The sequence below is a fragment of the Neorhizobium tomejilense genome (genome assembly GCF_964254135.1).
GTDB lineage: Bacteria > Pseudomonadota > Alphaproteobacteria > Rhizobiales > Rhizobiaceae > Neorhizobium > Neorhizobium tomejilense.
On the sequence record NZ_CAXUSO020000001.1, the window covers coordinates 4323928 to 4348610 of the forward strand.

The 24683-nt window shown below is 62.9% G+C and carries 22 protein-coding genes, 1 tRNA gene and 2 pseudogenes; 7 read left to right on the forward strand and 18 right to left on the reverse strand.

Annotated elements, in window-relative coordinates:
* Positions 1 to 28: 28 nt before the first annotated feature.
* Together ACSQ3G_RS21210 and ACSQ3G_RS21215 are read right to left on the reverse strand one after the other, a co-directional pair.
* Positions 29 to 104, reverse strand: a tRNA-Ala gene (locus ACSQ3G_RS21210).
* A gap of 168 nt (positions 105 to 272) precedes the next feature.
* Positions 273 to 662, reverse strand: a complete 390-nt coding sequence (locus tag ACSQ3G_RS21215; protein WP_037080075.1) for a TIGR02300 family protein — start codon at positions 660 to 662, stop codon at positions 273 to 275.
* Between the two features lie 249 nt (positions 663 to 911).
* Here ACSQ3G_RS21215 and ACSQ3G_RS21220 point away from each other — a divergent pair.
* From ACSQ3G_RS21220 to rpsA, 3 genes and pseudogenes are all read left to right on the forward strand, one after another.
* Positions 912 to 1007: pseudogene (locus tag ACSQ3G_RS21220) on the forward strand (FMN-binding negative transcriptional regulator); the annotation flags it as partial.
* 11 nt (positions 1008 to 1018) lie between these two features.
* The gene (gene cmk, locus ACSQ3G_RS21225) at positions 1019 to 1678 is read left to right on the forward strand and encodes a (d)CMP kinase (RefSeq protein ID WP_436111431.1); all 660 of its coding nucleotides are present in this window, start codon (positions 1019 to 1021) and stop codon (positions 1676 to 1678) included.
* Positions 1679 to 1822: 144 nt separating this feature from the next.
* Positions 1823 to 3529 (forward strand): 30S ribosomal protein S1, encoded by a 1707-nt coding sequence (gene rpsA / locus ACSQ3G_RS21230; RefSeq protein WP_046602871.1) that lies wholly within the window; start codon positions 1823 to 1825, stop codon positions 3527 to 3529.
* Positions 3530 to 3605: 76 nt separating this feature from the next.
* Here rpsA and ACSQ3G_RS21235 read toward each other — a convergent pair whose 3' ends face one another.
* The 13 genes from ACSQ3G_RS21235 to rimP form a co-directional block, all read right to left on the reverse strand.
* Positions 3606 to 5276, reverse strand: coding sequence for a hypothetical protein (locus ACSQ3G_RS21235; RefSeq protein ID WP_436111432.1), 1671 nt, complete (start codon positions 5274 to 5276; stop codon positions 3606 to 3608).
* Positions 5277 to 5515: 239 nt separating this feature from the next.
* Complete coding sequence (locus tag ACSQ3G_RS21240; protein ID WP_436111433.1) at positions 5516 to 6559, reverse strand: hypothetical protein; 1044 nt, start codon at positions 6557 to 6559, stop codon at positions 5516 to 5518.
* A gap of 146 nt (positions 6560 to 6705) precedes the next feature.
* Positions 6706 to 7329, reverse strand: a complete 624-nt coding sequence (locus tag ACSQ3G_RS21245; protein WP_436111434.1) for a ribonuclease D — start codon at positions 7327 to 7329, stop codon at positions 6706 to 6708.
* Between the two features lie 461 nt (positions 7330 to 7790).
* Positions 7791 to 8780 carry an Ldh family oxidoreductase gene (locus ACSQ3G_RS21250; protein WP_436111435.1) on the reverse strand — a complete coding sequence of 330 codons (990 nt, stop codon included), beginning with the start codon at positions 8778 to 8780 and terminating at the stop codon, positions 7791 to 7793.
* A 51-nt stretch (positions 8781 to 8831) separates the two neighbouring features.
* Entirely contained in the window at positions 8832 to 9818 is a 987-nt protein-coding gene (gene tolA, locus ACSQ3G_RS21255) for a cell envelope integrity protein TolA (RefSeq protein WP_436111436.1), read from the reverse strand.
* The gene (gene exbD / locus ACSQ3G_RS21260) at positions 9815 to 10321 is read right to left on the reverse strand and encodes a TonB system transport protein ExbD (RefSeq protein ID WP_436111437.1); all 507 of its coding nucleotides are present in this window, start codon (positions 10319 to 10321) and stop codon (positions 9815 to 9817) included. The genes tolA and exbD overlap by 4 nt, the downstream gene beginning before the upstream one ends.
* A gap of 1 nt (position 10322) precedes the next feature.
* Positions 10323 to 11432, reverse strand: coding sequence for a tonB-system energizer ExbB (gene exbB / locus ACSQ3G_RS21265; protein ID WP_436111759.1), 1110 nt, complete (start codon positions 11430 to 11432; stop codon positions 10323 to 10325).
* 357 nt (positions 11433 to 11789) lie between these two features.
* Positions 11790 to 12548, reverse strand: a complete 759-nt coding sequence (gene kduD / locus ACSQ3G_RS21270; protein WP_436111438.1) for a 2-dehydro-3-deoxy-D-gluconate 5-dehydrogenase KduD — start codon at positions 12546 to 12548, stop codon at positions 11790 to 11792.
* A 135-nt stretch (positions 12549 to 12683) separates the two neighbouring features.
* Positions 12684 to 12815, reverse strand: coding sequence for a hypothetical protein (locus ACSQ3G_RS21275; RefSeq protein ID WP_436111439.1), 132 nt, complete (start codon positions 12813 to 12815; stop codon positions 12684 to 12686).
* 38 nt (positions 12816 to 12853) lie between these two features.
* On the reverse strand, positions 12854 to 15661 hold the full coding sequence (gene infB, locus ACSQ3G_RS21280; protein WP_436111440.1) for a translation initiation factor IF-2: 2808 nt from the start codon (positions 15659 to 15661) through the stop codon (positions 12854 to 12856).
* A gap of 100 nt (positions 15662 to 15761) precedes the next feature.
* A complete protein-coding gene (locus ACSQ3G_RS21285) occupies positions 15762 to 16466 on the reverse strand; it encodes an RNA-binding protein (RefSeq protein WP_436111441.1) in 705 nt (234 codons plus the stop codon).
* A complete protein-coding gene (gene nusA, locus ACSQ3G_RS21290) occupies positions 16463 to 18079 on the reverse strand; it encodes a transcription termination factor NusA (RefSeq protein WP_105438846.1) in 1617 nt (538 codons plus the stop codon). The genes ACSQ3G_RS21285 and nusA overlap by 4 nt, the downstream gene beginning before the upstream one ends.
* Positions 18080 to 18146: 67 nt before the next feature.
* Positions 18147 to 18737, reverse strand: a complete 591-nt coding sequence (gene rimP / locus ACSQ3G_RS21295; RefSeq protein WP_436111442.1) for a ribosome maturation factor RimP — start codon at positions 18735 to 18737, stop codon at positions 18147 to 18149.
* A gap of 242 nt (positions 18738 to 18979) precedes the next feature.
* Here rimP and ACSQ3G_RS21300 point away from each other — a divergent pair, with 242 nt between their 5' ends.
* Positions 18980 to 20611: an MFS transporter gene (locus ACSQ3G_RS21300; protein WP_436111443.1), complete on the forward strand. Its 1632-nt coding sequence runs from the start codon at positions 18980 to 18982 to the stop codon at positions 20609 to 20611.
* Between the two features lie 5 nt (positions 20612 to 20616).
* Entirely contained in the window at positions 20617 to 21072 is a 456-nt protein-coding gene (locus tag ACSQ3G_RS21305; protein WP_436111444.1) for a GNAT family N-acetyltransferase, read from the forward strand.
* Here the strand turns inward: ACSQ3G_RS21305 and ACSQ3G_RS21310 are convergent, their stop codons facing one another.
* Both ACSQ3G_RS21310 and recR read right to left on the reverse strand, forming a co-directional pair.
* Positions 21073 to 22341, reverse strand: coding sequence for a lytic murein transglycosylase (locus ACSQ3G_RS21310; protein WP_436111445.1), 1269 nt, complete (start codon positions 22339 to 22341; stop codon positions 21073 to 21075).
* A gap of 189 nt (positions 22342 to 22530) precedes the next feature.
* Complete coding sequence (gene recR / locus ACSQ3G_RS21315; protein WP_046638126.1) at positions 22531 to 23136, reverse strand: recombination mediator RecR; 606 nt, start codon at positions 23134 to 23136, stop codon at positions 22531 to 22533.
* A 52-nt stretch (positions 23137 to 23188) separates the two neighbouring features.
* Here recR and ACSQ3G_RS21320 point away from each other — a divergent pair, with 52 nt between their 5' ends.
* On the forward strand, positions 23189 to 23800 hold the full coding sequence (locus tag ACSQ3G_RS21320; RefSeq protein ID WP_436111446.1) for an MOSC domain-containing protein: 612 nt from the start codon (positions 23189 to 23191) through the stop codon (positions 23798 to 23800).
* Here ACSQ3G_RS21320 and ACSQ3G_RS21325 read toward each other — a convergent pair.
* On the reverse strand, positions 23797 to 24408 hold the full coding sequence (locus ACSQ3G_RS21325; protein WP_436111447.1) for a LysE family translocator: 612 nt from the start codon (positions 24406 to 24408) through the stop codon (positions 23797 to 23799). The two genes, ACSQ3G_RS21320 and ACSQ3G_RS21325, sit on opposite strands and share 4 nt — an antisense overlap.
* 37 nt (positions 24409 to 24445) lie before the next feature.
* On the opposite strand from ACSQ3G_RS21325, the pseudogene ACSQ3G_RS21330 reads away from it, so the two are divergent.
* Positions 24446 to 24646 (forward strand): annotated as a pseudogene (locus ACSQ3G_RS21330) (MOSC domain-containing protein); the annotation flags it as partial.
* Positions 24647 to 24683: the final 37 nt, after the last annotated feature.

Here is a 24683-nt window from a genome sequence, read left to right on the forward strand (position 1 = left end):
TCGATCTTTATGTGTCTCGGAGAAAGTTTGGTGGAGCTAAGCGGGATCGAACCGCTGACCTCTTGCATGCCATGCAAGCGCTCTCCCAGCTGAGCTATAGCCCCATCAGGGTGGTCCGGTATTTGCCGGTCCTGGGAAACTCCGCCGGGCGCCTGTAAGGGCTGCCCCGTTGGAGTGGCGGCTTATTACTTCCGGTTTACGGAGAGTGCAAGCCGTATTTTGTGCGCCCGGCAATTTTTATTGAATTGCCGGGCCTTAACTTGGATATCGGATCAGACTTCGTCGTCGTCGCCGGTCACGCCGATGATGCCCGACATGTCGTCGTCGTCTTCATCTTCGTCGGCTTCCAGGAAGGTATCGTCGTCGTCATCGCCGATATCGACATCGTCGTCATCGCCGATATCCGGGATATCGTCGCCGCTGGCTGCCTCGTCGCCCTCTTCGAGCGATACGAGTTCGACTTCCGGATTTTCGGTATCGACTTCCTGGACGTCCTCCTCCTCGGCCTGTTCCATCTTCTTGGCGGCGCTGTGCTCCTCGAAGAAGGACAGCGGCCAGGATTTGCCGGAATAGGGAGAAACGACCGGATCACGGTTCAGGTCGTAGAATTTTTTGCCGGTATCGGGGTCGGTTCGCTTGGTTCCGAGTTCCGCTTTTGCCACAGTCAGAGCCTCATGGGATGGCCGAATAGTTCGGCGCGCCGCTTGTATCGCGGCTTTATAGGGTGAAAATCTAAGCCGGTCCCCATAAGGCCTGCGCTCTTTGATGTCAAAGACAAACTTTTCATGAGCCGCATAAGAGCGAAAGCGGTGACCGGTCGAAGGCTTTATGTTAGTCACGACGAGAAATTTCCGCCGCAAGGGGCCGGCCTCGCCGTCTCTCCGTTCGGGACTGATAAGAGGTTGAAAAACATGTACCAGCCGCCGCATTTTCGCGAAGAGGATCTCGGAACTCAGCATGCGCTGATCGGGACCCATCTGCTCGGTCTGCTGGTCACATCCGGGGCGATGCGAGAAGCATGAGTTTGACGTCCAAGCCCGCAATCGTCATCGCCATCGACGGTCCCGCAGCCGCCGGCAAGGGCACGCTGTCGCGTCTGATCGCCGACGCCTATGGTTTTCATCATCTCGACACCGGACTGACCTATCGCGCCACCGCCAAGGCGCTTCTCGATGCCGGCCTGCCGCTCGATAATGAAGAGGTCGCCGGGAAGATGGCGCGTGAGGTCGAACTCGCTGGGCTCGATCGCGATATATTGTCCGCCCATGCGATCGGCGAGGCGGCCTCGAAAATCGCGGTCATGCCGTCGGTCCGCCGGGCTCTGGTCGAGGCGCAGCGTTCCTTTTCCCTGAGGCAGCCCGGAACGGTGCTCGACGGGCGCGATATCGGCACGGTCGTCTGCCCCGATGCGCCGGTGAAGCTCTATGTCACCGCATCCGCGGATGTGAGGGCAAGGCGCCGTTACGACGAGATCGTCGGCAAGGGCGGCGAGGCGGATTACGGTGCGATCTTCGCCGACGTGAAGAAACGCGACGAACGCGACATGGGCCGGGCCGACAGCCCTCTGAAGCCCGCCGACGATGCGCACTTGCTTGATACCTCGGAAATGAGTATAGAGGCCGCGTTTCGGGCAGCGAAGACCATCATCGACGCCGCCCTGAAGAGACAATCGAATTAGAATAGAATAGCCCGAGGTTCGGTCCCCGCGCCGGATTGCCTCCCCCGGATAATTCCGATGAGGGAGGCGGACCTGAACATTGGGCATGTGCAACACGAACCACCGGCGCTGTATGGGCCCGTATAGGGCACCTCAGGAGATTTCATGGCAGTATCTAACCCCACGCGGGAGGACTTCGCAGCCCTCCTCGAAGAATCCTTCGCTACCAACGATCTGGCTGAAGGCTACGTCACCAAGGGTCGCGTCACCGCGATCGAAAAGGACATGGCCGTCGTTGACGTCGGCCTTAAGGTCGAAGGCCGTATCGCGCTCAAGGAATTCGGCGCCAAGGGCAAGGACGGTTCGCTGAAGGTCGGCGACGAAGTCGAAGTTTACGTCGAGCGCATCGAAAACGCGCTGGGCGAAGCAGTTCTGTCGCGCGAAAAGGCTCGCCGCGAAGAAAGCTGGGTCAAGCTCGAACTCAAGTTCGAAGCTGGCGAGCGCGTTGAAGGCGTTATCTTCAACCAGGTCAAGGGTGGCTTCACCGTCGATCTCGACGGCGCCGTTGCCTTCCTGCCGCGTTCGCAGGTCGACATCCGTCCGATCCGCGACGTCACGCCGCTCATGCACAACCCGCAGCCCTTCGAAATCCTCAAGATGGACAAGCGTCGCGGCAACATCGTGGTTTCGCGCCGCACGGTTCTCGAAGAGTCCCGCGCCGAGCAGCGTTCTGAAATCGTTCAGAACCTCGAAGAAGGCCAGGTTGTTGACGGCGTCGTCAAGAACATCACCGATTACGGTGCGTTCGTTGACCTCGGCGGCATCGACGGCCTGCTGCACGTCACCGACATGGCATGGCGCCGTGTGAACCATCCGTCGGAAATCCTGTCCATCGGCCAGCAGGTCAAGGTACAGATCATCCGCATCAACCAGGAAACCCACCGCATCTCGCTCGGCATGAAGCAGCTCGAGTCGGATCCGTGGGATGGCATTGCCGCCAAGTATCCGGTCGGCAAGAAGATTTCCGGTACCGTCACGAACATCACCGACTACGGTGCGTTCGTCGAGCTGGAGCCGGGCATCGAAGGCCTCATCCACATTTCTGAAATGTCCTGGACCAAGAAGAACGTCCATCCCGGCAAGATCCTGTCCACGACGCAGGACGTTGACGTGGTCGTTCTCGAAGTCGATCCGTCCAAGCGCCGTATCTCGCTTGGCCTGAAGCAGACGCTCGAAAATCCGTGGCAGGCATTTGCCTACAGCCATCCGGCCGGCACTGAAGTCGAAGGCGAAGTCAAGAACAAGACCGAATTCGGCCTGTTCATCGGCCTCGAAGGCGATGTTGACGGCATGGTCCACCTCTCCGACCTCGACTGGAACCGTCCGGGCGAACAGGTCATCGAGGAGTTCAACAAGGGCGACGTCGTCAAGGCTGTCGTTCTGGATGTGGACGTCGACAAGGAGCGCATCTCGCTCGGCATCAAGCAGCTCGGCAAGGACTCGGTCGGTGAAGCCGCCGCTTCCGGCGAACTGCGCAAGAATGCTGTCGTCTCGTGCGAAGTCATCGCCGTCAACGACGGTGGTGTAGAGGTTCGTCTCGTCAACCACGAAGACATCACCTCGTTCATCCGCCGCAACGACCTGGCACGCGATCGCGACGATCAGCGTCCGGAGCGTTTCTCGGTTGGCCAAGTCTTCGATGCCCGCGTCGTCAACTTCTCCAAGAAGGACCGCAAGGTCATGCTGTCGATCAAGGCTCTCGAGATCGCAGAAGAGAAGGAAGCAGTTGCTCAGTTCGGTTCGTCCGATAGCGGCGCTTCGCTCGGCGACATCCTCGGTGCGGCTCTGAAGAACCGCGGCAGCAACGAGTAATCGAAGCTTCTCTGAGAATCAAAAACCGCCGGATGCAAGTCCGGCGGTTTTTTCATGCGCAGTTTATGGATTGAATTTACGTCCAGCCGGCCATGCGCCAATAGAGGTCGTTGGCCCGGTCTGCATCTTCGACGGCTTCCTTCGAAGCGCCGTCGCTCTCGTCGTCCTGGGCGGGGTCGTCGTCCGGGTGTTCTTCGCCGAACGCCTGCTCGCCGGCCGAATGCTGCTGTTCGCCGTCTTCGTCGGTCTCCGAAATTGCCTTGGTCTTGCGCTCCTCGGGGTCCCGCTCGCGCTCTTCCGGCGGATAGGCGACGTAGGGCAGGGCAACACCTTCGCGAAAGGCATGCGGCATGGCGATCGGGAGAGCGAGCTGTTCGGCGAGTTCCGTCGCGGCCGTGGCCTGGCTGCTTGCGTTCGCGGAAGGACCGGTCGTGTTACCCGTTGACCCGGTGCTGACCGGCTCATCGGTGGCCGGCGGCACGGACTTCGCCGCGGCGGCACTCGCTGCCTCGTTCGCCTGCATGGCGGATTTTCCGAAAAGCTCCTTGTCGGTCAGCTGCTGCAGCGCCTGCTGTTCCGGCAATTGCCTTGCCGCTACCGGCAGGCCGTCGAGCAGTTCGCTGGTGGCCTCGGCAAGCACTTCCGCAAGCCATACGGTCGTCGCCCCGTTCGCCATCTTCTCCGCATTCGGCCCCCGAACGCCGTTTTGCTGTTCGAGGCCGCGCTGGGAAAGCCGGGCCAGGGCCGGACCGTCGTAAAACACGGGTTGAGACATGCGTCGATCGCCGGCGGCGGCGCTTGCGGTTTGCCGGCCGTCGTCCGGGCGCGCAGCGGATGGGTTCTCCGCTGTCTCGTCGGCCCGGGCGGCTGCAACTTCCGGCGTCTCGCTCTCTGGGAGCTCGACCGCTTCCTGCGCGGATACCGACACGGATGCCGCGTCGAGATCGTTCTCGACGCTCATCTGAGATGCATTGTTGTCGGTTGGCGTCGGCAGGGCCTCGGCTTCCGCCGAAAGCATGGTCGGATCTGGAGTGGTGCTGGACGTTGCCGTCGAAACACGCGGTACATCCGGGTCCTGGGTATCCGTATTCGAGGCCATAACCTCAGGCGACGCTCCGTCGATCGCAGTTTCGGCGCCGGGTTGCGCGGCTTGGCCCTCGGCCTCTGGCGTGGGCGCGGGCACCGAAGCCTGGCCGGGTGCTGATGGCGCAGCATTTGCCGGCTGCGGCAAGGTGCTCGGCACCTGTTCCGCCCCGGCATTCTGCCGATAGGAGCTGACGACGGCCTTTGCCACGAGGTCGCGCTCGAGCAGCTGCGCGGTCTCCAGCTGTATGGCGACGCGGGCGGCTTCGGGACCTGCCGGATTGTTGAGGATTTCAGTGAGCAGGCGCAGCGAAATGCCTTTGACGAGCTGGTTGAGCGTGCGCTCGAGGGCCACCTTTTCGGCCGGGTTCATCGCCTTGACCGCCTCGGAAAGGCGTTGGGCATAATCCGCCAATGCCTCGCCTTCGCGGCGTGGGACCTTGATCAGCCTGCCGATGGTTTCGGCGAAGATGGAAAAACCCTGGGCGAGCTGGAGCTGCGCCGAAAGCGAAAGGATATCCAGCCGGCCTGCCGACATCGGCGAGGAACCGATCAACCCGCTATTCGCCGCGGTATTGGCCATGTCGATCCGCTGGCGCAGCATCGGTTGTTGCGACGGTGTCTGATAGTCGACGAATGAACTGGTACGAACCGGGGGCAGCATCGTCCGCTCCAATGTCTGATAGAGACGATAGGACAGCTCGGCTGAACGGGTTCTTGTCTTTTCGCAACGAGCGGCGTTGCGACCGGAACGCCTCATGGCGTCGCCAGTGCCGATACACAGATATGACTGTGAGGCAAAAAGGTTAACAACTCGCTAACGGATTCCGCCTTCCGCTGGCAGCTCAGCGAAAATGATCCATTCCGATGCAGATGAGGGTGGGACTGGGGGGTATTGCACTGTCACGCAGCCAACTTCTTCTTCAACAATTCATAAATGCCGATCTCGTCCACATGCACCGGCACAATGTCGGCATAGGATTGGTCGGCGTTCTTGGCTGCGAGCTCTTCGATCGCTTTCGCCGCCATTTCATTAGTCGGCGCTTCGTTTTCCGCCAGCACGGCGTCGGAGGATTCGTCCTTGCTGGAGCTATCATCGGAAACGAGGCTGTCGGCAGCGTCGCCGGTATCGGAGCCGGCGGCCTGTTCGGCGGCTGCGGCAAACAGGGCCAGTAGCGCTGTATCGTCCACGGATGCCGTGTCGGTCGCGCCATCGGCAGCCGGTTCTGCATTCGCCTTGTCGTTCTTCTTTTCGATGACATCCTGGATTTTCTGGACGTCTTCGAGTTTCTTGCTGGCTTCGGCCGCCTCGATGTCGGCCTGGCGCTCGGCGCGCGTTTCGGCATCTTCGACACGGGTCGGATCATAGCCCTGCGGGCCGAGTTTCAGCTCTTCGAGCGTCTTCGGATCGGCGACATCCTCCAGCCTTTGCATGACGCGCTCGACTTCCGTGTCGAGCTTGCCGCCATTGGCCTTCCGGTTGAGCCCCTCCATGAGGCGCTGGTTGTCGTCGCCGTAAGGATTCTTGATCGCCGAGAGCAGCGTGTCCATCGAGATGCCGATGTCTTCGAGGCCGAGATCTTCGACGAGTTCGCCGATCTCGTCCGGCATCATCTCTTTCAGCGCATCTTCCAGCGCTCTTCCGAGCTTGTAGGACGAACGCGCTTCGTCGGTATCGATGCCGAGCTTGGCAGCCAGACGGTCGACGAGTTCGATCTTCAGTTCGTTGGGATCTGTCTTGGTGACGCCGAAAAGGGCGGAGGTGATCTTGTCGCGCGCGCGCCGGGCGTCTTCGCTGGCGCTGATACGGGCTTCGGTAACCGGGTCGCTCTTCTTGCCGGTCCGCTGTTCCTCGTCCTTCTTGCGCTGCTCCTCGATGCTGTCGAGCATCGACTGCATCATATTGGTCGCGGCAAGCCCATAAGTCTGCTGGGTAGGAAGCAACATGGCCCGAAATCCGGTCTCGTCGAGAGGTATACCGCGGGCAAAATTAGATTCGAACAGTTAACGGAGCGTTACCGGACAACTAGAGGTTATACCGCTCTTTCTCAGATTCGGCGGGCGAATATTTGGGCGGAGGTCCTTCGTGGACATCAGCTATGGGCGAAGATATCGGCCTCTTCCCAGCCTAGCAGGTCGAGCTTCGCCCGCGTCGGCAGGAATTCGAAACAGGCCTGAGCGAGTTCGGCGCGCCTATCGCGCACCAGGCGGTAGGTCAGCTTGTCGCGGAGCGCATGCAGGTGCAGCACGTCGGAGGCCGCATACTCCAGCTGCGCCGGCGAAAGAACCTCGGCTGCCCAGTCGGATTGCTGCTGCGCCTTGGAAACGTCGACATCCAGCATTTCCTTCAGATTGTCCTTCAGTCCGTGCCGGTCCGTGTAGGTGCGGGTCAGCCGCGAGGCGATCTTGGTGCAGAACACCGGCGCCGTGGTCACACCGAACGTATGGAAGAGAACGGCGATATCGAAGCGGCCGTAGTGGAAGATCTTCTGGCGCGTCGGATCGGCAAGCATGGCGACGAGGTTTGGAGCCTCGTTCTGCCCGGCGGCGATACGGATCACGTCGGCGGAACCGTCCCCGGGCGAAAGCTGCACGACGCAAAGCCGGTCGCGGCGGGGCACGAGGCCGAGGGTTTCCGTATCGATGGCGATCGCCCCCGTATAACGCGCCGCATCCGCTGCCGGAATATCGCCTTCGTGATACCTGATCTCTGCCATGTCCGTCTCCGTCCGTCTGTCTGCCGCAAATTCGCTATAAACCACGTTTTTCCCGAGCGATATGGTGATCTTAAGGGCGCGGCGCAGCAGGGGCCGAAAAAGCGCCTGAGCGATCGGGCCGGCCTCGGGCATTTGCTCAGCTCTGCACTCAGCGCATTGCTGCATTGCGGCAGGATGGGTTGGCGTGATTAAACGATTAGCCTATATGTTTGGTCATCGAGCGACGCACTCCTCCTCCCAGTGTTGCTCGATACGGATCGACGACATCCTCCTCCTCCCAGTTGTCGATCAAGTTTAAAGCCTGGCGCACCCTCCTCCCGCGCCAGGCTTTTCCCGTTTCTGGAGCAGGATTTCCCTTCAAAATATTGCTTTTGCGTAGTCGCCGCGCCGAGCTCTTCCTGCTGGTGGCGCTCGGCATCGGCTTCCTGACCGGCCTTGTCGCCGGCAGCGGCGCTTCGGGCCTAGACCAGCGCCTCGATTGCCGAGATCACCGCGTCCTCGACATCGAGCCCCTGCTCGATCGCCTTCCGGCGCGCGTTCTGGCCGCGCCGTCCGGGCAGGCGCACGCCTTCTTCGGAGGCCATCTCGTGGGCGAGTTCTGCGATCCGCTCGGCAGCCGAAGCCGTGCTCGCGGAAGGATCGATGACAATAAGCGTCTGACCGACCGAGGGTGGTGGGCCTTTCTCGTCCATGAACGAGCTTGCTTCGTAGGAGAAGTTCGATCCGGTGAGGCCAGCGGAGAGAATTTCCACCATCAGCGCCAGCGCCGCACCCTTTGCACCGCCCGAGGGCGCCATCAGGCCCTTGTGGGCCGCGTGCGGATCGGTGGTCGGCTTGCCGTCGGCGTCGAAGGCCCAGCCTTCCGGAATGCTCTCGCCCTTCTGGCGCGCCGCCATGATCTTGCCGGCGGCGACGGTCGAAAGCGCGAGATCGATGACCAGCGGCTCCTCGCCGGCGACCGGTGTCGCAAAGGCGATCGGATTGGTGCCGAACAGCCGCTTCCTGCCGCCCCAGGCGGCCATGGAGGCCGGCGCATTGGCAAACATCAGCGCCACGAGCCCCTGCTCGGCAAACCGTTCCACGGTCAGCGCCATGACGCCCGCATGGTGGGAGCGATGGATGGCGGCAAGCGCGATGCCTTGTTCCCGCGCGATTTTCGGAAGCTCGGCGACTGCGATATCGAAAGCCGGGTAGGCGTAACCGAGCGCCGCATCGACGACAAGCACGGCCGGGCGCGGCCGGATAGCAATGGGTCTCGCCTGGCCGTCGACCTTGCCGGTGCGTGCCTGGCCGATATAGGCGGGAACGCGGCGGAGGCCATGACCGTACTGCCCGGCAGCTTCCGCATGCACGAGCGCATGGGCGACGGATCGGGCGGTCTCGGGAAGAACGCCATTGGCTTCGAAAACGCTCTGTACCAGCGTTTCGGCTTCATTCAGAGTAATATGCATGCAGGAGATCCAGGTGAGTTCAGTGTCGAACACCGCGAGGAAATCAAGCGGTTATTCGCACTTTACCGGCTGGCTGAGTGAACTTGCAACACCCGAAGGCGGCGCAGGGATGGGCGAAGCACGCCGGACTGCCGATGCGACATAGTCATCGATAGACGAGTTGCCCGACGATCCCGCGACCGCCACGTTGCTGATGTTGCCACCGCCGTCGAAGCTGAAACGGACCGTCACCACGCCAGTTCCGTTGCCGGGGCATTTGCGGGCGTATCGAGCAATCTTTGTCCGCACACGCGTCATCCACTGCTGCGGGGAGACCGACGAAGAGAAGAGGCTCGTGGAATTCTGGCTGGCGGCGGTGCGGTCCGATTGCCTGGCCTGGATCTTCGCCTCGGCCATGTCCGGACGGGCCTGCTGCTGTTGCTTCGGCTTCTGGACCTTCTTCACCGGCTCCTTTCTGGGCTCCGGCTTTTTCGGCTGTTCCGGAGGCTTTTCCGCGACCGGCGGCGGCAGAGGCCGCATCGCCGGCAACGGCACTTCGACGTTTTCCAGCGCCGCCGTCATCTGTTCGTCGATCGGCTTGATCTCCTCGATCGGTTCCGGCGGCAGTTCGGGGATGGTTTCGGTAACCTGGGGCTCCGGTTCCGGCGGCGGTTCTACCACGGGCGGCTGCACCGGTTCAGACTCGACCGGCTCGGCGACTTCCTGCGGCGGCGGCTCGACCGGCTGCTCGACGGGTTCGGCAACGGGCTCCGGCTGCGGTTCCTCGACTGGCTGGGTCTGATCGCTCACCACCTGTTCCTGCTCCTGCACGTCAGGAGAAATCTGCTCTTCCTCGGTATTGGCGGCTTCCGGCTCCGGCGCGAGCTCGATCATGATCGCCGCCGGTGGTGCATTTTCGGCGAGCACTTCCGGTTGTTCGCGCATCAGATAGGCCGCGGCGCCGAAATGCACCGTCAGCATTAGCAGTCCGGCAACGCCCCACAGCGCCAGCTCGCCGACGCGTCCGCCCGGACCTGTCTGCGAGACGACGAGGCTCATGGATTGCCTCCGGTCGCCGGTACGGCGGGTGCGGCCGCAGGAGCATTTCCGGGGGGCGTCATCGCGGCTGGCGCGGCCGGTGCCGGCAATGTTTCAAGCCCGACAAGCGCGATCTTGAGGTAGCCGGAATCGCGCAGCAGGTTCATGACCTCCATGAACTGGCCGTAATCGACTGCCTTGTCCGCGCGCAGGAACACGCGGGTGTCCTTCTTGCCTTCCGTGACGCGGTCGAGGGTCGCCGCAAGCTGCTCGCGCCCCACCGCGTCATTGCCGATATTGAGGCTCAGGTCTTCCTTGACCGTCAGGTAGAGCGGCTCGTCCGGTCGCTCCGCGGGCTTTGCGGTCGAGGCGGGAAGATCGACATTGATGTCCACGGTCGCCAGCGGCGCTGCCACCATGAAAATGATCAGCAGTACCAGCATGACGTCGATGAACGGCGTCACGTTGATCTCGTGGTTTTCGGAAAGCTCGTCGCCGTGCTGTTCGCGGATGCCGCCGGCCATGTCAGCCTCCTGCCACCAGCGAGACTGGCGCCTTGCGGCTGCCCGGAGGAACCTTGCGGAAATCGAGGTCGCGGCTCACCAGCCGTTCCACACCCGCCGCGGCATCCGCCAGCAGCTGCCGGTAGCCGGTGATCGAACGGGCGAAGACGTTGTAGATGACGACAGCCGGAATGGCCGCAACGAGGCCGATCGCGGTCGCCAGCAACGCTTCGGCGATGCCGGGCGCGACGACGGCGAGGTTGGTGGTCTGTGATTCCGAAATGCCGATGAAGGCGTTCATGATGCCCCAGACCGTGCCGAACAGGCCGACGAACGGAGCCGTCGAACCGATCGTCGCAAGCACGCCGGTACCGCGCGACATGCGCCGGCCGGCATAGGCCTCGATGCGGGAGAGCGCCGAGCCGACCCGTTCCTTCACGCCGTCGCCATCGGCATGGTCAAGGGCCGCTTCTGAAAGCTGCATTTCTTCTGCCGCGGACCGCAGCATCAGCGCGGCGGGACCACCGCGGCCACCGGCGCCGCCGACGGCTTCCGAAAGCGTGCGGGAGGTGCGGATGACTTTCAGCGTGCGCCCGGCACGGGCGCGGGCGCCTGCAAGCTCCAGCGTCTTCGCGAGCCAGACCGTCCAGGTCACCAGCGAGGCGAACGCGAGCCCGATCATCACCCCTTTGACGACCCAGTCGGCCGCCATGAACATGCCCCAGGGCGAAAGGTTGTGCGGCAGGTCCGAACGCTGCTCAGGCTCCAGGAACTGCGTGAACATGTCGATCGGCTGGCGTGCCCCCGGTGCCTGGGTGGGTGCCTGCGTCGGCACCTGGGCCGGGCTGGCAGGCGCGGGCTGAACGCTGTTGCTCGGCGGCGCTTGCGTCGGGACGGCGGGCTGTGGAGCAGAGGCTTCCGGCTGAGGGGCCACGGGATTGGTCGGCTGTGCGGCGGGCGGTACCGCAGTCGGCGAGGCTGCCGGCTCGTTCGGCGCCGTGCGGGAGGTTGTCGGCGCTGCCTGCACGGCAGGAGCGGGGGGCGCCTGCGTCGGCTGTGCACCGGAAGGCGAGGCCGCCTGCGGCGAGGGCGGTGTTTGCGTCGACGCATCCGGTGCAGGCGTCTGTGCCATCACCGTCGAAGCCGTCAGCACCACGGCCGCGAGAACGATCGGGAACCGGCTCCTGATTGGCTGGCGCATCGAAAAGGCGGGCTTCAGGGCAGCAGGCATGGCAGGCGATACTCCGGACTGTTCGGCATCGCAGACGGCGCCCGGGGACGCTGGTCGACAACGACGGAAACGGGACACCGGAACGCCGCCGGCGACTGCCGCCGGGTTCGCGATGTTGCAGCTACCGGATAATAAACATGAGTAGAAATGGCAACTAATAAATCTGCGAGATGCCGATCAAATTTATGCGTGTTGGGGCAATTGCCCCATTCGCGCATGGGATGAGCGTTCCGCTACCCGAGGGGCGGTCGGACGCGTTTAGCGCGCCAGCCAGCCGCCATCGACCGGCAGCACGACACCATGCACATAGTCGGATGCCGGTGAGGCGAGGAATACGGCGGCTCCGCCGAGCTCTTCCGGCTGGCCCCAGTGTCCGGCTGGAATACGGCTGAGGATCGCTGCATTGCGGTCCGGATCGTCGCGCAACGCCTCGGTGTTGTTGGTCGAGAAATAGCCGGGTGCAATGGCATTGACGTTGATGCCCTTGCCTGCCCACTCGCAGGCGAGCAGCCTGGTCAGGCCGGCAAGACCGCTCTTCGAGGCCGTATAGGAAGGGATGCGGATGCCGCCCTGGAAGGAGAGCAGCGAGGCAATATTGACGATCTTGCCGCCCTTGCCCTCGGTAATCAGCCGGCGTGCAAACGCCTGGGAAAGGAAGAACACTGTCTTCAGGTTCACGTCCATCACCGCATCCCAGTCGGCCTCGCTGAAATCGATCGCGTCGGCCCGGCGGATGATCCCGGCGTTGTTGACGAGGATATCGGCACGCCCGGTCCAGGCGACCGTTTCGCTTATGATCCGATCGACCGGTTCGAGTGTCGAAAGGTCTGCCTGGATCGACAGGCTGCGGCCGCCCGCCGCGCTGACCGCGGCTTCCGTCTCGGCCATCGAGGAGCGTCCGACCAGCGCCACATCCGCGCCGGCCTGCACCAGCGCCACGGATATCGCCTGGCCGAGGCCCGTATTGGCGCCGGTGACGATCGCCGTCTTACCCGTCAGGTCGAATGAAATCGGCATGGTGTCCTCCTCGGAAACTGAAAATGCGGATATGGGTAGATGCTTACCGTCGCGACCCCTCCGATAGAAGCTGAAAATTTTTGCCACGTCACAAGTCGACGCCGAAAGCGGGGAAAGCGCTGGATCCACGGCGCGCTAGCGGCGGCGTGTTAGGCCACGAACATAGCTGATGTCACGTCCGGCGGTATCGCAAAGATCGATGCCGTCCTCGAGTTCCGTATCGGAAAGCACCTGGTCAAAATGCCAGGAGCCGCCCGTGAATGTCACGGACGGCTCCTGTAATTGTTCGGGCTGTTCGCCGGAGGTCACAGCGTACGCGTGATATGCTCCACGCGGAAGCATTCGATGACGTCGCCTGCGCGCATGTCTTCGTAATTCTCGAACGCCATGCCGCATTCCTGACCCATTGGCACTTCGCTGACTTCGTCCTTGAAGCGCTTGAGCGTCTTGAGCTTGCCTTCGTGGACGACGACGTTGTCGCGGATAAGGCGGACGCCCGCTCCACGCTCGACCTTGCCCTCGACGACACGGCAACCGGCGACCTTGCCGACCTTGGTGATGTTGAACACTTCCAGGATCTCGGCATTGCCGATGAAGGTTTCGCGGCGTTCCGGAGACAGGAGGCCCGACATCGCCTGCTTCACGTCATCCACCAGATCGTAGATAATGTTGTAGTAGCGGATCTCGAGGCCTTCGCGTTCCGCAGAAGCACGTGCCTGCGGGTTGGCGCGAACGTTGAAGCCGATGATCGCCGCGTTAGATGCCTCGGCGAGCGAGATATCCGATTCGGTGATGCCGCCGGCACCCGAATGAACGATGCGGGCACGGACTTCGTCGGTGCCGAGCTTGTCCAGTGCGCCGATGATCGCTTCGATCGAGCCCTGCACGTCACCCTTGATGACCAGCGGAAATTCCTTGAAGCCGGTATTCTGGAGCTGCGACATCATCTGTTCGAGCGAACCGCGCTGTCCGGACTGGCGGGCAGCCGCCTTGTCGCGGGCAAGCCGCTGGCGATATTCGGAAATCTCGCGAGCGCGGCTTTCGTTTTCGACCACGGCGAACCGATCGCCGGCAGCCGGCGTGGCGGACAGGCCGAGCACTTCGACCGGCATGGCCGGGCCGGCTTCCTTCACATGGTCGCCCTTGTCGGTGACGAGCGCGCGCACACGGCCCCACTGGTCGCCGGCAACGATGATCTGGCCGGGCTTCAGGGTGCCCTTCTGGACAAGAACGGTGGCCACGGAACCACGGCCACGGTCGAGCTGGGCTTCGATGACGATGCCTTCGGCCGTCCGGCTCGGATCAGCCTTGAGGTCGAGGATTTCGGCTTGCAGCAGGATGGCTTCGAGCAGCTTGTCGAGATTGACCTTGTTCTTGGCCGATACTTCGACGTCGAGCACTTCGCCGCCGAGCGATTCCACGAACACTTCGTGCTGCAGAAGCTGCTGGCGAACCTTGTCCGGATTGGCTTCGTGCTTGTCGATCTTGTTGATCGCCACGATGATCGGAACACCCGCTGCCTTGGCATGGGCGATCGATTCGATCGTCTGCGGCATTACGCTGTCGTCGGCTGCGACCACCAGGATGGCGATATCCGTCGCCTGGGCACCACGGGCACGCATGGCCGTGAAGGCGGCGTGGCCGGGGGTGTCGATGAAGGTGATCTTCTGGCCGTTATGCTCCACCTGATAGGCGCCGATATGCTGGGTGATGCCGCCGGCTTCGCCGGAGACCACGTTCGCATGGCGGATGGCGTCGAGCAGCGAGGTCTTGCCGTGGTCGACGTGACCCATGATGGTGACGACCGGCGGGCGCGAAACCATTTCGCCTTCGTCGTCGGCAACGTTGAAGATGCCTTCTTCGACGTCGGATTCCGAGACGCGCTTGACGGTATGGCCGAATTCGCCGGCGATGATTTCGGCGAGGTCGGCGTCGATGACGTCGCCCGGCTTCATCATCTGGCCTTCCTTCATCAGGTACTTGATGACGTCGACGGCGCGCTCGGACATGCGCTGCGACAGTTCCTGAATGGTGATGGTTTCAGGCAGGATGACTTCACGCATGACCTTTTCGCGCGTTTCCTGCATCTGGCTGCGGCGGAACTTCTCCTGCCGGCGGCGGGTCGCGGCCATCGAACGGCCACGGGCATTGCCGTCCTCGTCCGTGCTGACCGTGGTCACCGTCAGCTTGCCGCGGCGGCGTTCGTCTTCGGTCTTCGGGCGGGCCGGAACCTTGGCGGGAGCAGCGACGGGGACTCGGCCACGGCCGGGTGCTCCACGCGGCGGGCCGCGATCTTCGTCTTCTTCGTCAGCGCCCTTGCGGCGGCCGGCAACCGGCAGTGCCGCAGGTGCGGCGCCGGGAGCTGCAGGCCGGGGAGCCTGGGGACGTGTTTCGCCCGGACGGCCGGCAGGGGCGCCAGCGGCGCGCTCGGCCGGCTTTTCGGCAGCCGCGGGTGCAGGTGTCTCAGCCGGGGCCGGGGCCTCGACCGGTTCGACCTTGGGTTCGGCAGCGCGGCGGGCAGCCTCGGCGGCTTCCTCTATTCTGCGGCGTTCTTCCTCGACCTGGCGACGTACCTCGTCTTCGGCGCGCTGCTTGGCCTCGATGACCTCGCGCGCCTGCGCTTCCATCAAAGCGCGGCGACGGGCTTCCATCTCGCCGGCGGAAAGGTCGTGCAGGACGGCGCCGCCCTGACGCTGCTGCGGACGCTGCGGCTGGCTGGATTGCTGCGGACGCTGCGGCTGGTTAGGCTGCTGCGGGCGCTGCGGCTGATTGGATTGCGGCGGGCGCTGGTTCTGCTGCGGCCGTGCGTTCTGCGAGCCCGGCTGGTGGACGCGCGCTGCCGGAGCGGCAGGCTGCTGCGGTACCGGGCGCTGGGGAGCGGCCGGCTGAGCGACAGCCTCTACCACCCGCGGCGCGGGCGTCGGGGCTGCGGGCGTGATTACCGGCTTTTCGTCCAGCGGCCGGGTCGGCCGCCGCTTGACTGTTTCGACGACGACGGCCTTGGTGCGGCCGCGACCCATGTCCTGGCGGACGGTACCCTGGCTCATCCCAGATGGCTTCAGTGTAAGGGTCTTCTTTACGCCGAGTGTCTTATCGTCTTTGTTGTCGGTCATTCCGTTCCTGTTCCTTCGGACAGGAACGGATGGAAGCCATCAGAACCCGTCGTTTAATCCGTACATATCGATGTGCGTCCGGCTAAAGCCGGTGACCGCGTCATTGTTTCGGCATGTCAGCGACACCTTTTGTCTGGGACAGACCGCTCATGCGGTACTGTTCAAGTAGGTTTGCGCGCTTCACTACACCCTCACCCGCCTGCCCCGCAAGCGCGCAGGCATGGATAAAAGCATTCTGGCCCATCACTTCGTCCAATTCAGCGCTCGTGAAGAGCGAAAAGGACGGAATGTCTTCCCCGGTACTCGAACCGAGCTTCCAGGCCTTGCGGGCCTGGTCTATTTTTCTCACTCCGTCGGCGGCCGCATCGGCCGCATGGAACACTGCAAGTGCCGCACCCGAGCGCACGGCGGCATCCACCTTCGTGGCGCCGGTGACGAATTGGCTTGCCTTGCGCGCCATGTTCATCATGCCGACGAGATCGGCGGCGAGCAGGCGATCCACCAGCGCGCCCAAATCCGCATCCGCCTTCGCCTCGGCTTTGAGGGCCCGGGCGAAAAGCTTTTTCTGGACCGCCCGTTCGACGAGCGACCGTTCGGCCTTGATCCAGCAGCCGCGGCCCGGAAGCTGACGCTTCAGATCGGGCACGACTTGGCCGTTCGGGCCGGCCACAAAGCGGATCAGCGTTTCCGGTGATCCCGCCTCGCGGGTGACGATGCAGGTACGGTCGTTCACGACGATCTCGCCCAGGTCATCATCGACATGTCCGTCTTCGTTCTCGTCCGGCTCATTTGCGAGCGGGATCATTCCTGCTCGACGGCGTCCGCCTCCTCCGCTTCAGCTTCCGGCTCGGCGGCACCCTTTGCGAGGTCTTCTTCGGTGATCCAGCCTGCGGACAGGCGGGCCTGGACGATCATGTTTTCAGCTTCGACGCGGGAAACGTCGAACTTCGAGAACAGGCCCTCGAACTTCTTCGTCACGCCGTCCTTGCGTTCGCTCCAGCCGACGAGGTCGTCGGCGGCGCAGCCGGCAAAGTCCTCGATCGTCTTGATGCCGTCTTCGCCGAGCGCGACGAGCATCTGGCCGTTCAGGCCGTTGATCTGGCGCAACTCGTCCTCGACGCCGAGCTCCTTGCGCTTGGCGTCCATCTCGCCTTCGATCCGCTCCAGGTATTCGCGGGCGCGGGTCTGGATTTCGGTGGCGGTGTCTTCGTCGAAGCCGTCGATCGAAGAGATTTCGTCGAGATCGACGTAAGCCAGTTCCTCGACCTGGGCAAAACCTTCCGAAGCCAGCACTTGGCCGACCATTTCGTCGACGTCGAGCGCGTCCATGAAGAGGTTGGTGCGCTCGTTGAATTCCTTCTGGCGGCGCTCCGACTCCTCGGCTTCCGTCATGATGTCGATGTCCCAGCCGGTCAGCTGCGAGGCGAGGCGGACGTTCTGGCCGCGGCGGCCAATGGCAAGCGACAGCTGTTCGTCCGGAACCACGACTTCGATCCGCTCGGCATCCTCGTCGAGAACCACCTTGGCGACTTCAGCCGGCTGCAGCGCGTTGACGATGAACGACGCCGGATCCTGGGACCACGGAATGATATCGATCTTCTCGCCCTGCAATTCGCCGACGACCGCCTGGACGCGCGAGCCGCGCATACCGACGCAGGCGCCGACCGGATCGATCGACGAGTCGTTCGAGATCACGGCGATCTTAGCGCGCGAACCCGGATCGCGGGCGACAGACTTGATCTGGATGATGCCGTCGTAGATTTCCGGCACTTCCATGGTGAACAGCTTCACCATGAACTGCGGATGGGTACGCGACAGGAAGATCTGCGGGCCGCGCTGTTCGCGACGGACATCATATACGTATGCGCGGACACGATCGCCATAACGCATGTTTTCGCGCGGGATCATCTCGTCGCGGCGGATGATGCCTTCGCCGCGGCCGAGATCGACGATGACGTTGCCGTATTCGACGCGCTTGACGGTGCCGTTGATGATTTCGCCGACGCGGTCCTTGAACTCGTCGAACTGGCGGTCGCGCTCGGCTTCACGCACCTTCTGGACGATGACCTGCTTGGCCGACTGGGCGGCGATGCGGCCGAAATCCATCGGCGGCAGCGGATCGGCGATGAAGTCGCCGATCTTGGCGTCGACATTGCGGTCGAGCGCCAGAGCCAGCGGGATCTGCGTGCCATAGTCTTCGGCGTGATCGACGACTTCCAGCAGGCGCTGGAGCCGGATCTCGCCGGTCTTGGAATTGATGTCGGCACGGATATTGGTTTCCGAGCCGTAGCGGGAGCGGGCAGCCTTCTGGATGGCGTCGGCCATCGCAGCCAGCACGATCTCGCGGTCGATGACCTTTTCGCGCGCCACTGCATCCGCGATCTGCAGAAGTTCAAGCCGGTTCGCACTCACTGCCATTGTCGTTGGTCTCCGTAGGTCAAAAGATGAGGCCTTTCCGGGGGAAAGGCACAAGTCTCTGTTCGGTTTATTCGTCTTCTGCTTCTTCGTTCTGGTTCGCGGCCTGCGCCTTGGCGAGCTTGTCGGCCCGAAGTGCGTCGCGGATCAGATCGTCGGTCAGAATGAGCTTTGCCTCAGCCAGTGCCGAAAACGGGATCGTCACCCGTGGTTCCTCGCCATAGGCGACCTGGTCCCGCTCGATCGTGAAACCGTCCGCATCGCTTTCGGTGATCCTGCCGCGGAACCGCTTGCGATTGTCGATCATGATCGACGTTTCGCATTTGACCAGATGGTTCAGCCAGCGGGTAAAATCCGACTTGCGAACCATCGGGCGGTCGATGCCCGGCGAGGACACTTCCAGATGATACTCCCGATCGATCGGATCTTCTACATCCAGGACCGGCGAAATCGCCACGGATACGGCCTCGCAGCCTTCCACATCCATGGTCCCGTCATTGCGCTCGGCCATGATCTGCAGCGTCGCGCCGTTCTGGTTCAGCATCCTCACACGCACCAGACGATAGCCCATGGCGGTCAGCACGGGCTCGATGATTTCGGCGACCCTGAGGTCAAGCCCGGTCTCGATGATGAGCCGCGGCTCGTATTCGGTTTGCGGCATAAGCTCTCCGGCAATCATTGCCCCATAGCTGGGCCCAATGTCTGGGTTACAGTGATCGCCTAACAAAAAAGAGCGGGTCCGGTGGGGCCCACTCTTCATCGGACGATCAAGAATATGGGGTGCATATACGCTTTCGGCCCTGCGATTGCAAGAGTCGCATATTCTCCAGCCCTAGCGACTGGAATTTGGTTCTGCCGGGTCTATAACCGTTTGATACGACGCACGAAAGAACGAGGATAAAAGTGCCCGATCGGATATCGACCCTGGCTCCCTTCAGGCACCCAACGTTCAGAACTATCTGGATCGCCAGTCTCGCCTCCAATTTCGGCAGCCTCATCCAGGCGGTCGGGGCGGCGTGGATGATGACCTCGATCACCGATTCCGAGGACATGGTTGCGCTGGTCCAGGCCTCGACCGCGCTGCCGATCATGCTCTTTTCGCTGATTGCCGGCGCGCTTGCCGACAACGTCAACCGCCGCAGCCTGATGCTGACGGCGCAGTTCTTCATGCTCATCGTCTCGCTCACCCTGACGGTCTTTGCCTATCTCGACCTGCTGACGCCCTGGCTGCTTTTGACATTCACCTTTCTGCTCGGCTGCGGCGTGGCGCTCAACAACCCGGCCTGGCAGGCCTCGGTCGGCGACATGGTGCCCCGCGAGGTGCTGCCGGCGGCCGTGACGATCAACAGCGTCGGTTTCAACATCACCCGCAGCGTCGGCCCCGCGATCGGCGGGGCGATCGTTGCGGCCGCAGGCGCCGCCGCTGCGTTCGCTGCCAATTCCATGAGCTATTTCGCTCTGATCTATGCATTGATCCGCTGGAAGCCGGAAGGTCGTGACAATGCGCTGCCGCGCGAGACGCTTCTGCGGGCGCTTTCGGCCGGTCTCGGCTACGTCGTCATGTCGCCGAACATTCTCAACGTGCTGTTCCGCGGTCTTGTTTTCGGTCTTTCGGCAAGCGCCGTGCTGGCGCTTCTGCCGATCGTCGCCCGCGACCTGGTCTCTGGCGGCCCGTTGACCTACGGCATCATGCTCGGAGCCTTCGGGGTCGGTGCGATCGCCGGTGCAATGGGCAATTCGCGACTGCGCGAAAAGCTGTCGAGCGAATCGATCGTCCGCCTGTCCTTTCTGGGTTTTGCCGCGAGTGCCGCGATCATCGCCATGAGTTCAAGCACGCTGCTGACCGCGATCGTCCTGCTCGTGCCCGGCGCTTGCTGGGTGCTGGCCTTGTCGCTGTTCAATACGACGGTGCAGCTTTCGACGCCGCGATGGGTGGTCGCCCGCGCGCTTTCCTTCTACCAGACGGCGACGTTCGGGGGCATTGCCGGCGGAAGCTGGGTGTGGGGTATCCTGTCCGATACGTTCGGGGTCTCGATCGCGCTGACACTGTCGAGCCTGGTCATGTTGCTTGGTGCCGTGGTCGGCATGCGCCTGCCGCTGCCGCAGTTCAGCGATGCCAATCTCGATCCGCTCAACCGCTTCAACGTGCCGATGCTGAGCCTCGACCTGCAGCCGCGCAGCGGACCGATCGTCTCCCTGGTGGACTATACTATTGCCGACGAGGACGTGCCGGAGTTCCTGGCGCTGATGTCGCAGCGACGCCGTATTCGCATCCGCGATGGTGCGCGGCAGTGGGCGCTGATGCGCGATCTGGAACATCCGGAAATCTGGACGGAGACCTATCACACCGCCACCTGGGCCGATTACGTGCGCCACAACCAGCGCCGCACCCAGGCGGATGCCGAGGTCTGGGATGCGATCCGCATTCTTCATCGCGGCGAAGAAGGCCCGCGCGTCCACCGGCTGATCGAGCGTCAGACGATCCCTCCGAGCGACGACATTTTCCATAAATCGCCGCCCGACCTGCACCACTAGATCCCATGGTTTCTTTCCGAAAAGCCCGCCGCTCCGATCTCCTCGCCATTGTCGAACTGCTCGCGGACGATGCGCTTGGCCAGGCTCGCGAAGTCGTGTCCGATCCGGTCGATCCGCGTTACGAGCAGGCCTTTGCAGCGATCGAGGCTGACGGAAACCAGCTTCTGGCAGTCGCGGTGAACCGGGAAGACAAGGTGGTGGGTTGCCTGCAGCTCTCCTTCATTCCCGGCCTGTCGCGCGCCGGCATGTGGCGTGGCCAGATTGAAAGCGTGCGGATCGCTGCAAGCGAGCGCGGTAGTGGACTGGGATCGCAGTTCATCGAATGGGCGGTGGGAAAGTGTGTCGAGCGCGGCTGCAAGCTGGTGCAACTCACCTCCGACAAGGCGCGGCCGGATGCAATCCGCTTCTATGAGAAGCTCGGTTTCACCTCGAGCCACGAGGGCCTGAAGCGCAGCCTCTGACTAGCGGATCTTTCCTTTTAGCGACGGATCGGGAAAACACGTTGGAGCAAGGCCGTTCTTTGCCTGCCAGTCGCCGAGCGAACGCCGGGTCTTGTAGCCCGGCAGGCCGTCGACATTGCCCACGTCATAACCCTTGGCGACCAGCGCCTTCTGCATGGCGAGCACGTCGGAGCGCAGCATCTTGCCGACATCACCCCAAGGTGCCTGGAACGGTCCTGCGCCCGAGGCGATCCGGTCGGCGAGATTGCCGATGAACAGCGCGTAAAGGTCGGAATTGTTGTATTCCTTGATCACGTAGAAATTCGGCGTGACGACGAATTCCGGTCCGCTGCGCCCCGCCGGCACCAGCATCATGCCGTCCGCCTTGAGATCTGCCGCGGGAAACGCCTTGCCGGAAATGCGGGTGATGCCGGTTGCCGCCCAGGCCGAGATCGGCTTCGCGAGATCCGGCCCTTCCTGTGCGCAGGAAACTTTTGCGGGGATCGTCACTTCGAACCCCCAGTCGCGGCCGCGTTGCCAGCCTTCCTTCTGCAGGTAGTGGGCGATCGAGGCAAGCGCATCCGGTACCGAGTTCCAGATATCCGGGCGACCGTCGCCGTCGAAGTCGACGGCGTATTTCAGATAGCTCGACGGCATGAACTGCGGCTGGCCGAGCGCACCCGCCCAGGAACCCTTCATCGTCGCCGCATCCACGTCGCCCCGCTCGATCATTTTCAGCGCTGCGATCAGCTCTTCGCGGAACATGTCCTTGCGTGTCGACATGAAGGCCTTGGTTGCCAGAACCTGCACGGCGGAATAGGGCATCCGCGCCTTGCCGAAGCCGGATTCACGGCCCCAGATGGCGACGACGATCTCGCCCGGCACGCCATAGGCCGCCTCGATCTTCTTCAGCGTCGCCGAATAGGTCGCCGCAAGCCCGCGGCCGGTGGCGGCCAGCCCCTGCAATCGCTTTTCGGAAAAATAGGCGCCGGGAGAGGAAAATTCCGCCTGGCTCTGGTCCTGCTGCTTCGGCGGTTCCGAACCCGGCGGTACCAGGTCCGGCAGGTCCCAGTTGAGCGTCACGCCCTGGAAGGCCGCCTTCAGCGTCCGCTCGGAAATACCGGCTTTTTTGGCCACCGGAGCCAGATCGCTGCCGATCCACCGCTGGAACTGCTTCTCGACGTCGGGGCGATTTTGGGCGAGGGCAGGGAGGGGGAGGAGGGTTGTGAATATGGCGAAAGCCAATGCTACCGCTCGCCTGGAGGCACCCCCCTCTGTCCTGCCGGACATCTCCCCCTCAAGGGGGGAGATCGGATGGGAGCGAAGCCCCATTCCCATTAAAAGTATGAGCCTGCCGAAGCTCCTTTCGATACGTTTAACGATACGGGAGAACGGCGCCTCTGGCCGATCTCCCCCCTTGAGAGGGAGATGCCCGGCAGGGCAGAGGGGGGTACGTCTCCACATACTCAATGCCTTCCTCTAAATCACCGTCCGCGCCCGAAGCGCCGCCGTCAGTGTGCCTTCGTCGAGATAATCGAGTTCTCCGCCGACCGGAACGCCATGCGCCAGCCTCGTGATCTTCACGTCGATGCCGGAGAGCTGGTCGGTAATATAATGGGCCGTGGTCTGCCCCTCGACGGTCGCGTTGACGGCGATGATGATCTCGCGGATGACGCCCTCGTTCACCCGGTCGATCAGCCCGCGGATGTTGAGGTCGTCGGGGCCGATGCCGTCGAGCGGCGAGAGCGTACCGCCGAGCACGTGATAGGCGGTGTTCATCGCGCCCGTCCGCTCCAGCGCCCACAGGTCGGAGACGTCTTCGACGACGATCAGCATCGTCTGGTCGCGGCGGATATCGGTGCAGACCGTGCAGGGATCGACGGTATCGACATTGCCGCAGCGCGAGCAGATCTTCACCTTGTCATAGGCTTCGCCCATGGCGCTCGAAAGCGGCCCCAGCAGCTGTTCCTTCTTCTTGATCAGATGCAGCGCCGCCCGGCGCGCCGAGCGCGGCCCGAGACCCGGCACCTTTGCCAGAAGCTGGATGAGTTTTTCGATTTCGGGGCCGGTGACTCGCTTTGCCATTTTCTCCCTTTAGCCCATATGCTCAAAAAACGGAATCGCGGAAGGGCCGCTTATGAAACTTCTCGCCGTCTGCCTCGGGCGTCCGGAAAGGCTGCCGGGCAAGAGCTTCAAGACCGGCATCTACAAGTCGGCCGTCAATGCCGCCGTCATGATCGACAGCCTCGGCCTCGTCGGCGATGCGGTCTGCAATACGAAACACCACGGCGGCGAGGATCAGGCGATCCTGCTCGAGGGCTCGCTGACGCTCGACTGGTGGACGGCCGCGCTCGGTCGCGATTTCCCGCCCGGCACATTCGGCGAGAACCTGACCGTCGAAGGTCTCGACAACCGCGATGTCGCCGTCGGCGACCGTTTTCATATAGGCGAAGTCGTGCTTGAGGCGACCTGCGCCCGCTCTCCCTGCAACACGCTTGCGGTGAAGATGGACGATCCGAAATTCCTGAAGACATATGTGAGGGCCGGCCGCCCCGGCATCTATTGCCGCGTCGTCAAGTCTGGCATGGTCTCGCCCGGCGATCCCGTCCGCCACGAACTTTATGCCGGCGACCGCGTCATGATCGCGGAAATGCTGGCGGCGGTCGGCAGGAACCTGTCGGAAACCGAAAAAGCCCGCTTCTTGGCCGCACCCATCGGCCGCCGCTGGAGGCCGACGTTCGAGACCTAGCGGGTCGCGATCGCCGCTGCCGCACTCGCCATGGCGCCGGCCGAAACCCGGTTGGCGATCTTCACGGCCCGAGGGCTCTTCAGGAACTGACGCGCCTTGGCGGCAAGCAGCACCCATGCGAGATCGACGACTACGAGCACCACGAACATCGCGGCGACCAGTTCCAGCCAGCCGGTCAGCGTCACGCCCCCGAGATCGATGATCGAAGGCAGCAGCGCCACATAGAACATCATGATCTTCGGGTTGCCGAGCGTCACGGTGAGGCCGGCGAAAAACATCTTCAGCGCCGAGCGATTTTCCGGAAGGTCTTCGCCGGAGCCGGCGGGTTCGGTGAACCACATCTTCCATGCGAGATAGAGGAGGTAGGCGACGCCGATCCACTTGATGGCCACGAAGACGGCATGGAAGCTCTCGGCGATGGCGGCAAGACCTGCGACCGCAAACGAAAGCCATATGGCCTCGCCGACCCACATCGCTGCGAGGAACGGCAATACGTCGCGATACCCCTTGGACAGAACGCGCGCCACGAGCGCGGCTATGCTGGGACCAGGCGAACCGGCAGCGACAAAAAGTGCCGCCACGAAAACCAGAAGTGATGTCAACGTCATCGGAACCTCCCTATTCCATCGGACCCAGGATCAGAACGGCATCTATTGCCGGGGCGTCACGGATGGCGTGGCCGAAGCCGGGACGCCGGTGGAATCTCAACCTTTTCCCGGAGAAAGGGTGACGATGCCCGAGCTAATGGAAACCTTCGGCCGGCGGCTTTCGGAGTCGGACCGGGCGCGATATCTCGCTGCTCCCATCCACTACAAGCTGCGGGCGATGTTGGAGCCCGGAATATAAGGGCAATGCACAGCGACAATGACGCTCCGTACTTACG

Excerpts from the sequence above, each read along its gene's own strand:
- rpsA (WP_046602871.1), top strand. The coding sequence starts at position 1,823 with ATGGCAGTATCTAACCCCACGCGGGAGGACTTCGCAGCCCTCCTCGAA.
- ACSQ3G_RS21320 (WP_436111446.1), top strand. The coding sequence starts at position 23,189 with ATGAAACTTCTCGCCGTCTGCCTCGGGCGTCCGGAAAGGCTGCCGGGC.
- ACSQ3G_RS21325 (WP_436111447.1), bottom strand. The coding sequence starts at position 24,408 with ATGACGTTGACATCACTTCTGGTTTTCGTGGCGGCACTTTTTGTCGCT.
- ACSQ3G_RS21285 (WP_436111441.1), bottom strand. The coding sequence starts at position 16,466 with ATGATCCCGCTCGCAAATGAGCCGGACGAGAACGAAGACGGACATGTC.
- ACSQ3G_RS21310 (WP_436111445.1), bottom strand. The coding sequence starts at position 22,341 with ATGTCCGGCAGGACAGAGGGGGGTGCCTCCAGGCGAGCGGTAGCATTG.
- tolA (WP_436111436.1), bottom strand. The coding sequence starts at position 9,818 with ATGAGCCTCGTCGTCTCGCAGACAGGTCCGGGCGGACGCGTCGGCGAG.
- ACSQ3G_RS21305 (WP_436111444.1), top strand. The coding sequence starts at position 20,617 with ATGGTTTCTTTCCGAAAAGCCCGCCGCTCCGATCTCCTCGCCATTGTC.
- nusA (WP_105438846.1), bottom strand. The coding sequence starts at position 18,079 with ATGGCAGTGAGTGCGAACCGGCTTGAACTTCTGCAGATCGCGGATGCA.
- exbB (WP_436111759.1), bottom strand. The coding sequence starts at position 11,432 with ATGGCACAGACGCCTGCACCGGATGCGTCGACGCAAACACCGCCCTCG.
- ACSQ3G_RS21250 (WP_436111435.1), bottom strand. The coding sequence starts at position 8,780 with ATGCATATTACTCTGAATGAAGCCGAAACGCTGGTACAGAGCGTTTTC.
- infB (WP_436111440.1), bottom strand. The coding sequence starts at position 15,661 with ATGACCGACAACAAAGACGATAAGACACTCGGCGTAAAGAAGACCCTT.
- ACSQ3G_RS21235 (WP_436111432.1), bottom strand. The coding sequence starts at position 5,276 with ATGCTGCCCCCGGTTCGTACCAGTTCATTCGTCGACTATCAGACACCG.
- kduD (WP_436111438.1), bottom strand. The coding sequence starts at position 12,548 with ATGCCGATTTCATTCGACCTGACGGGTAAGACGGCGATCGTCACCGGC.
- exbD (WP_436111437.1), bottom strand. The coding sequence starts at position 10,321 with ATGGCCGGCGGCATCCGCGAACAGCACGGCGACGAGCTTTCCGAAAAC.
- ACSQ3G_RS21245 (WP_436111434.1), bottom strand. The coding sequence starts at position 7,329 with ATGGCAGAGATCAGGTATCACGAAGGCGATATTCCGGCAGCGGATGCG.
- ACSQ3G_RS21240 (WP_436111433.1), bottom strand. The coding sequence starts at position 6,559 with ATGTTGCTTCCTACCCAGCAGACTTATGGGCTTGCCGCGACCAATATG.
- cmk (WP_436111431.1), top strand. The coding sequence starts at position 1,019 with ATGAGTTTGACGTCCAAGCCCGCAATCGTCATCGCCATCGACGGTCCC.
- rimP (WP_436111442.1), bottom strand. The coding sequence starts at position 18,737 with ATGCCGCAAACCGAATACGAGCCGCGGCTCATCATCGAGACCGGGCTT.
- recR (WP_046638126.1), bottom strand. The coding sequence starts at position 23,136 with ATGGCAAAGCGAGTCACCGGCCCCGAAATCGAAAAACTCATCCAGCTT.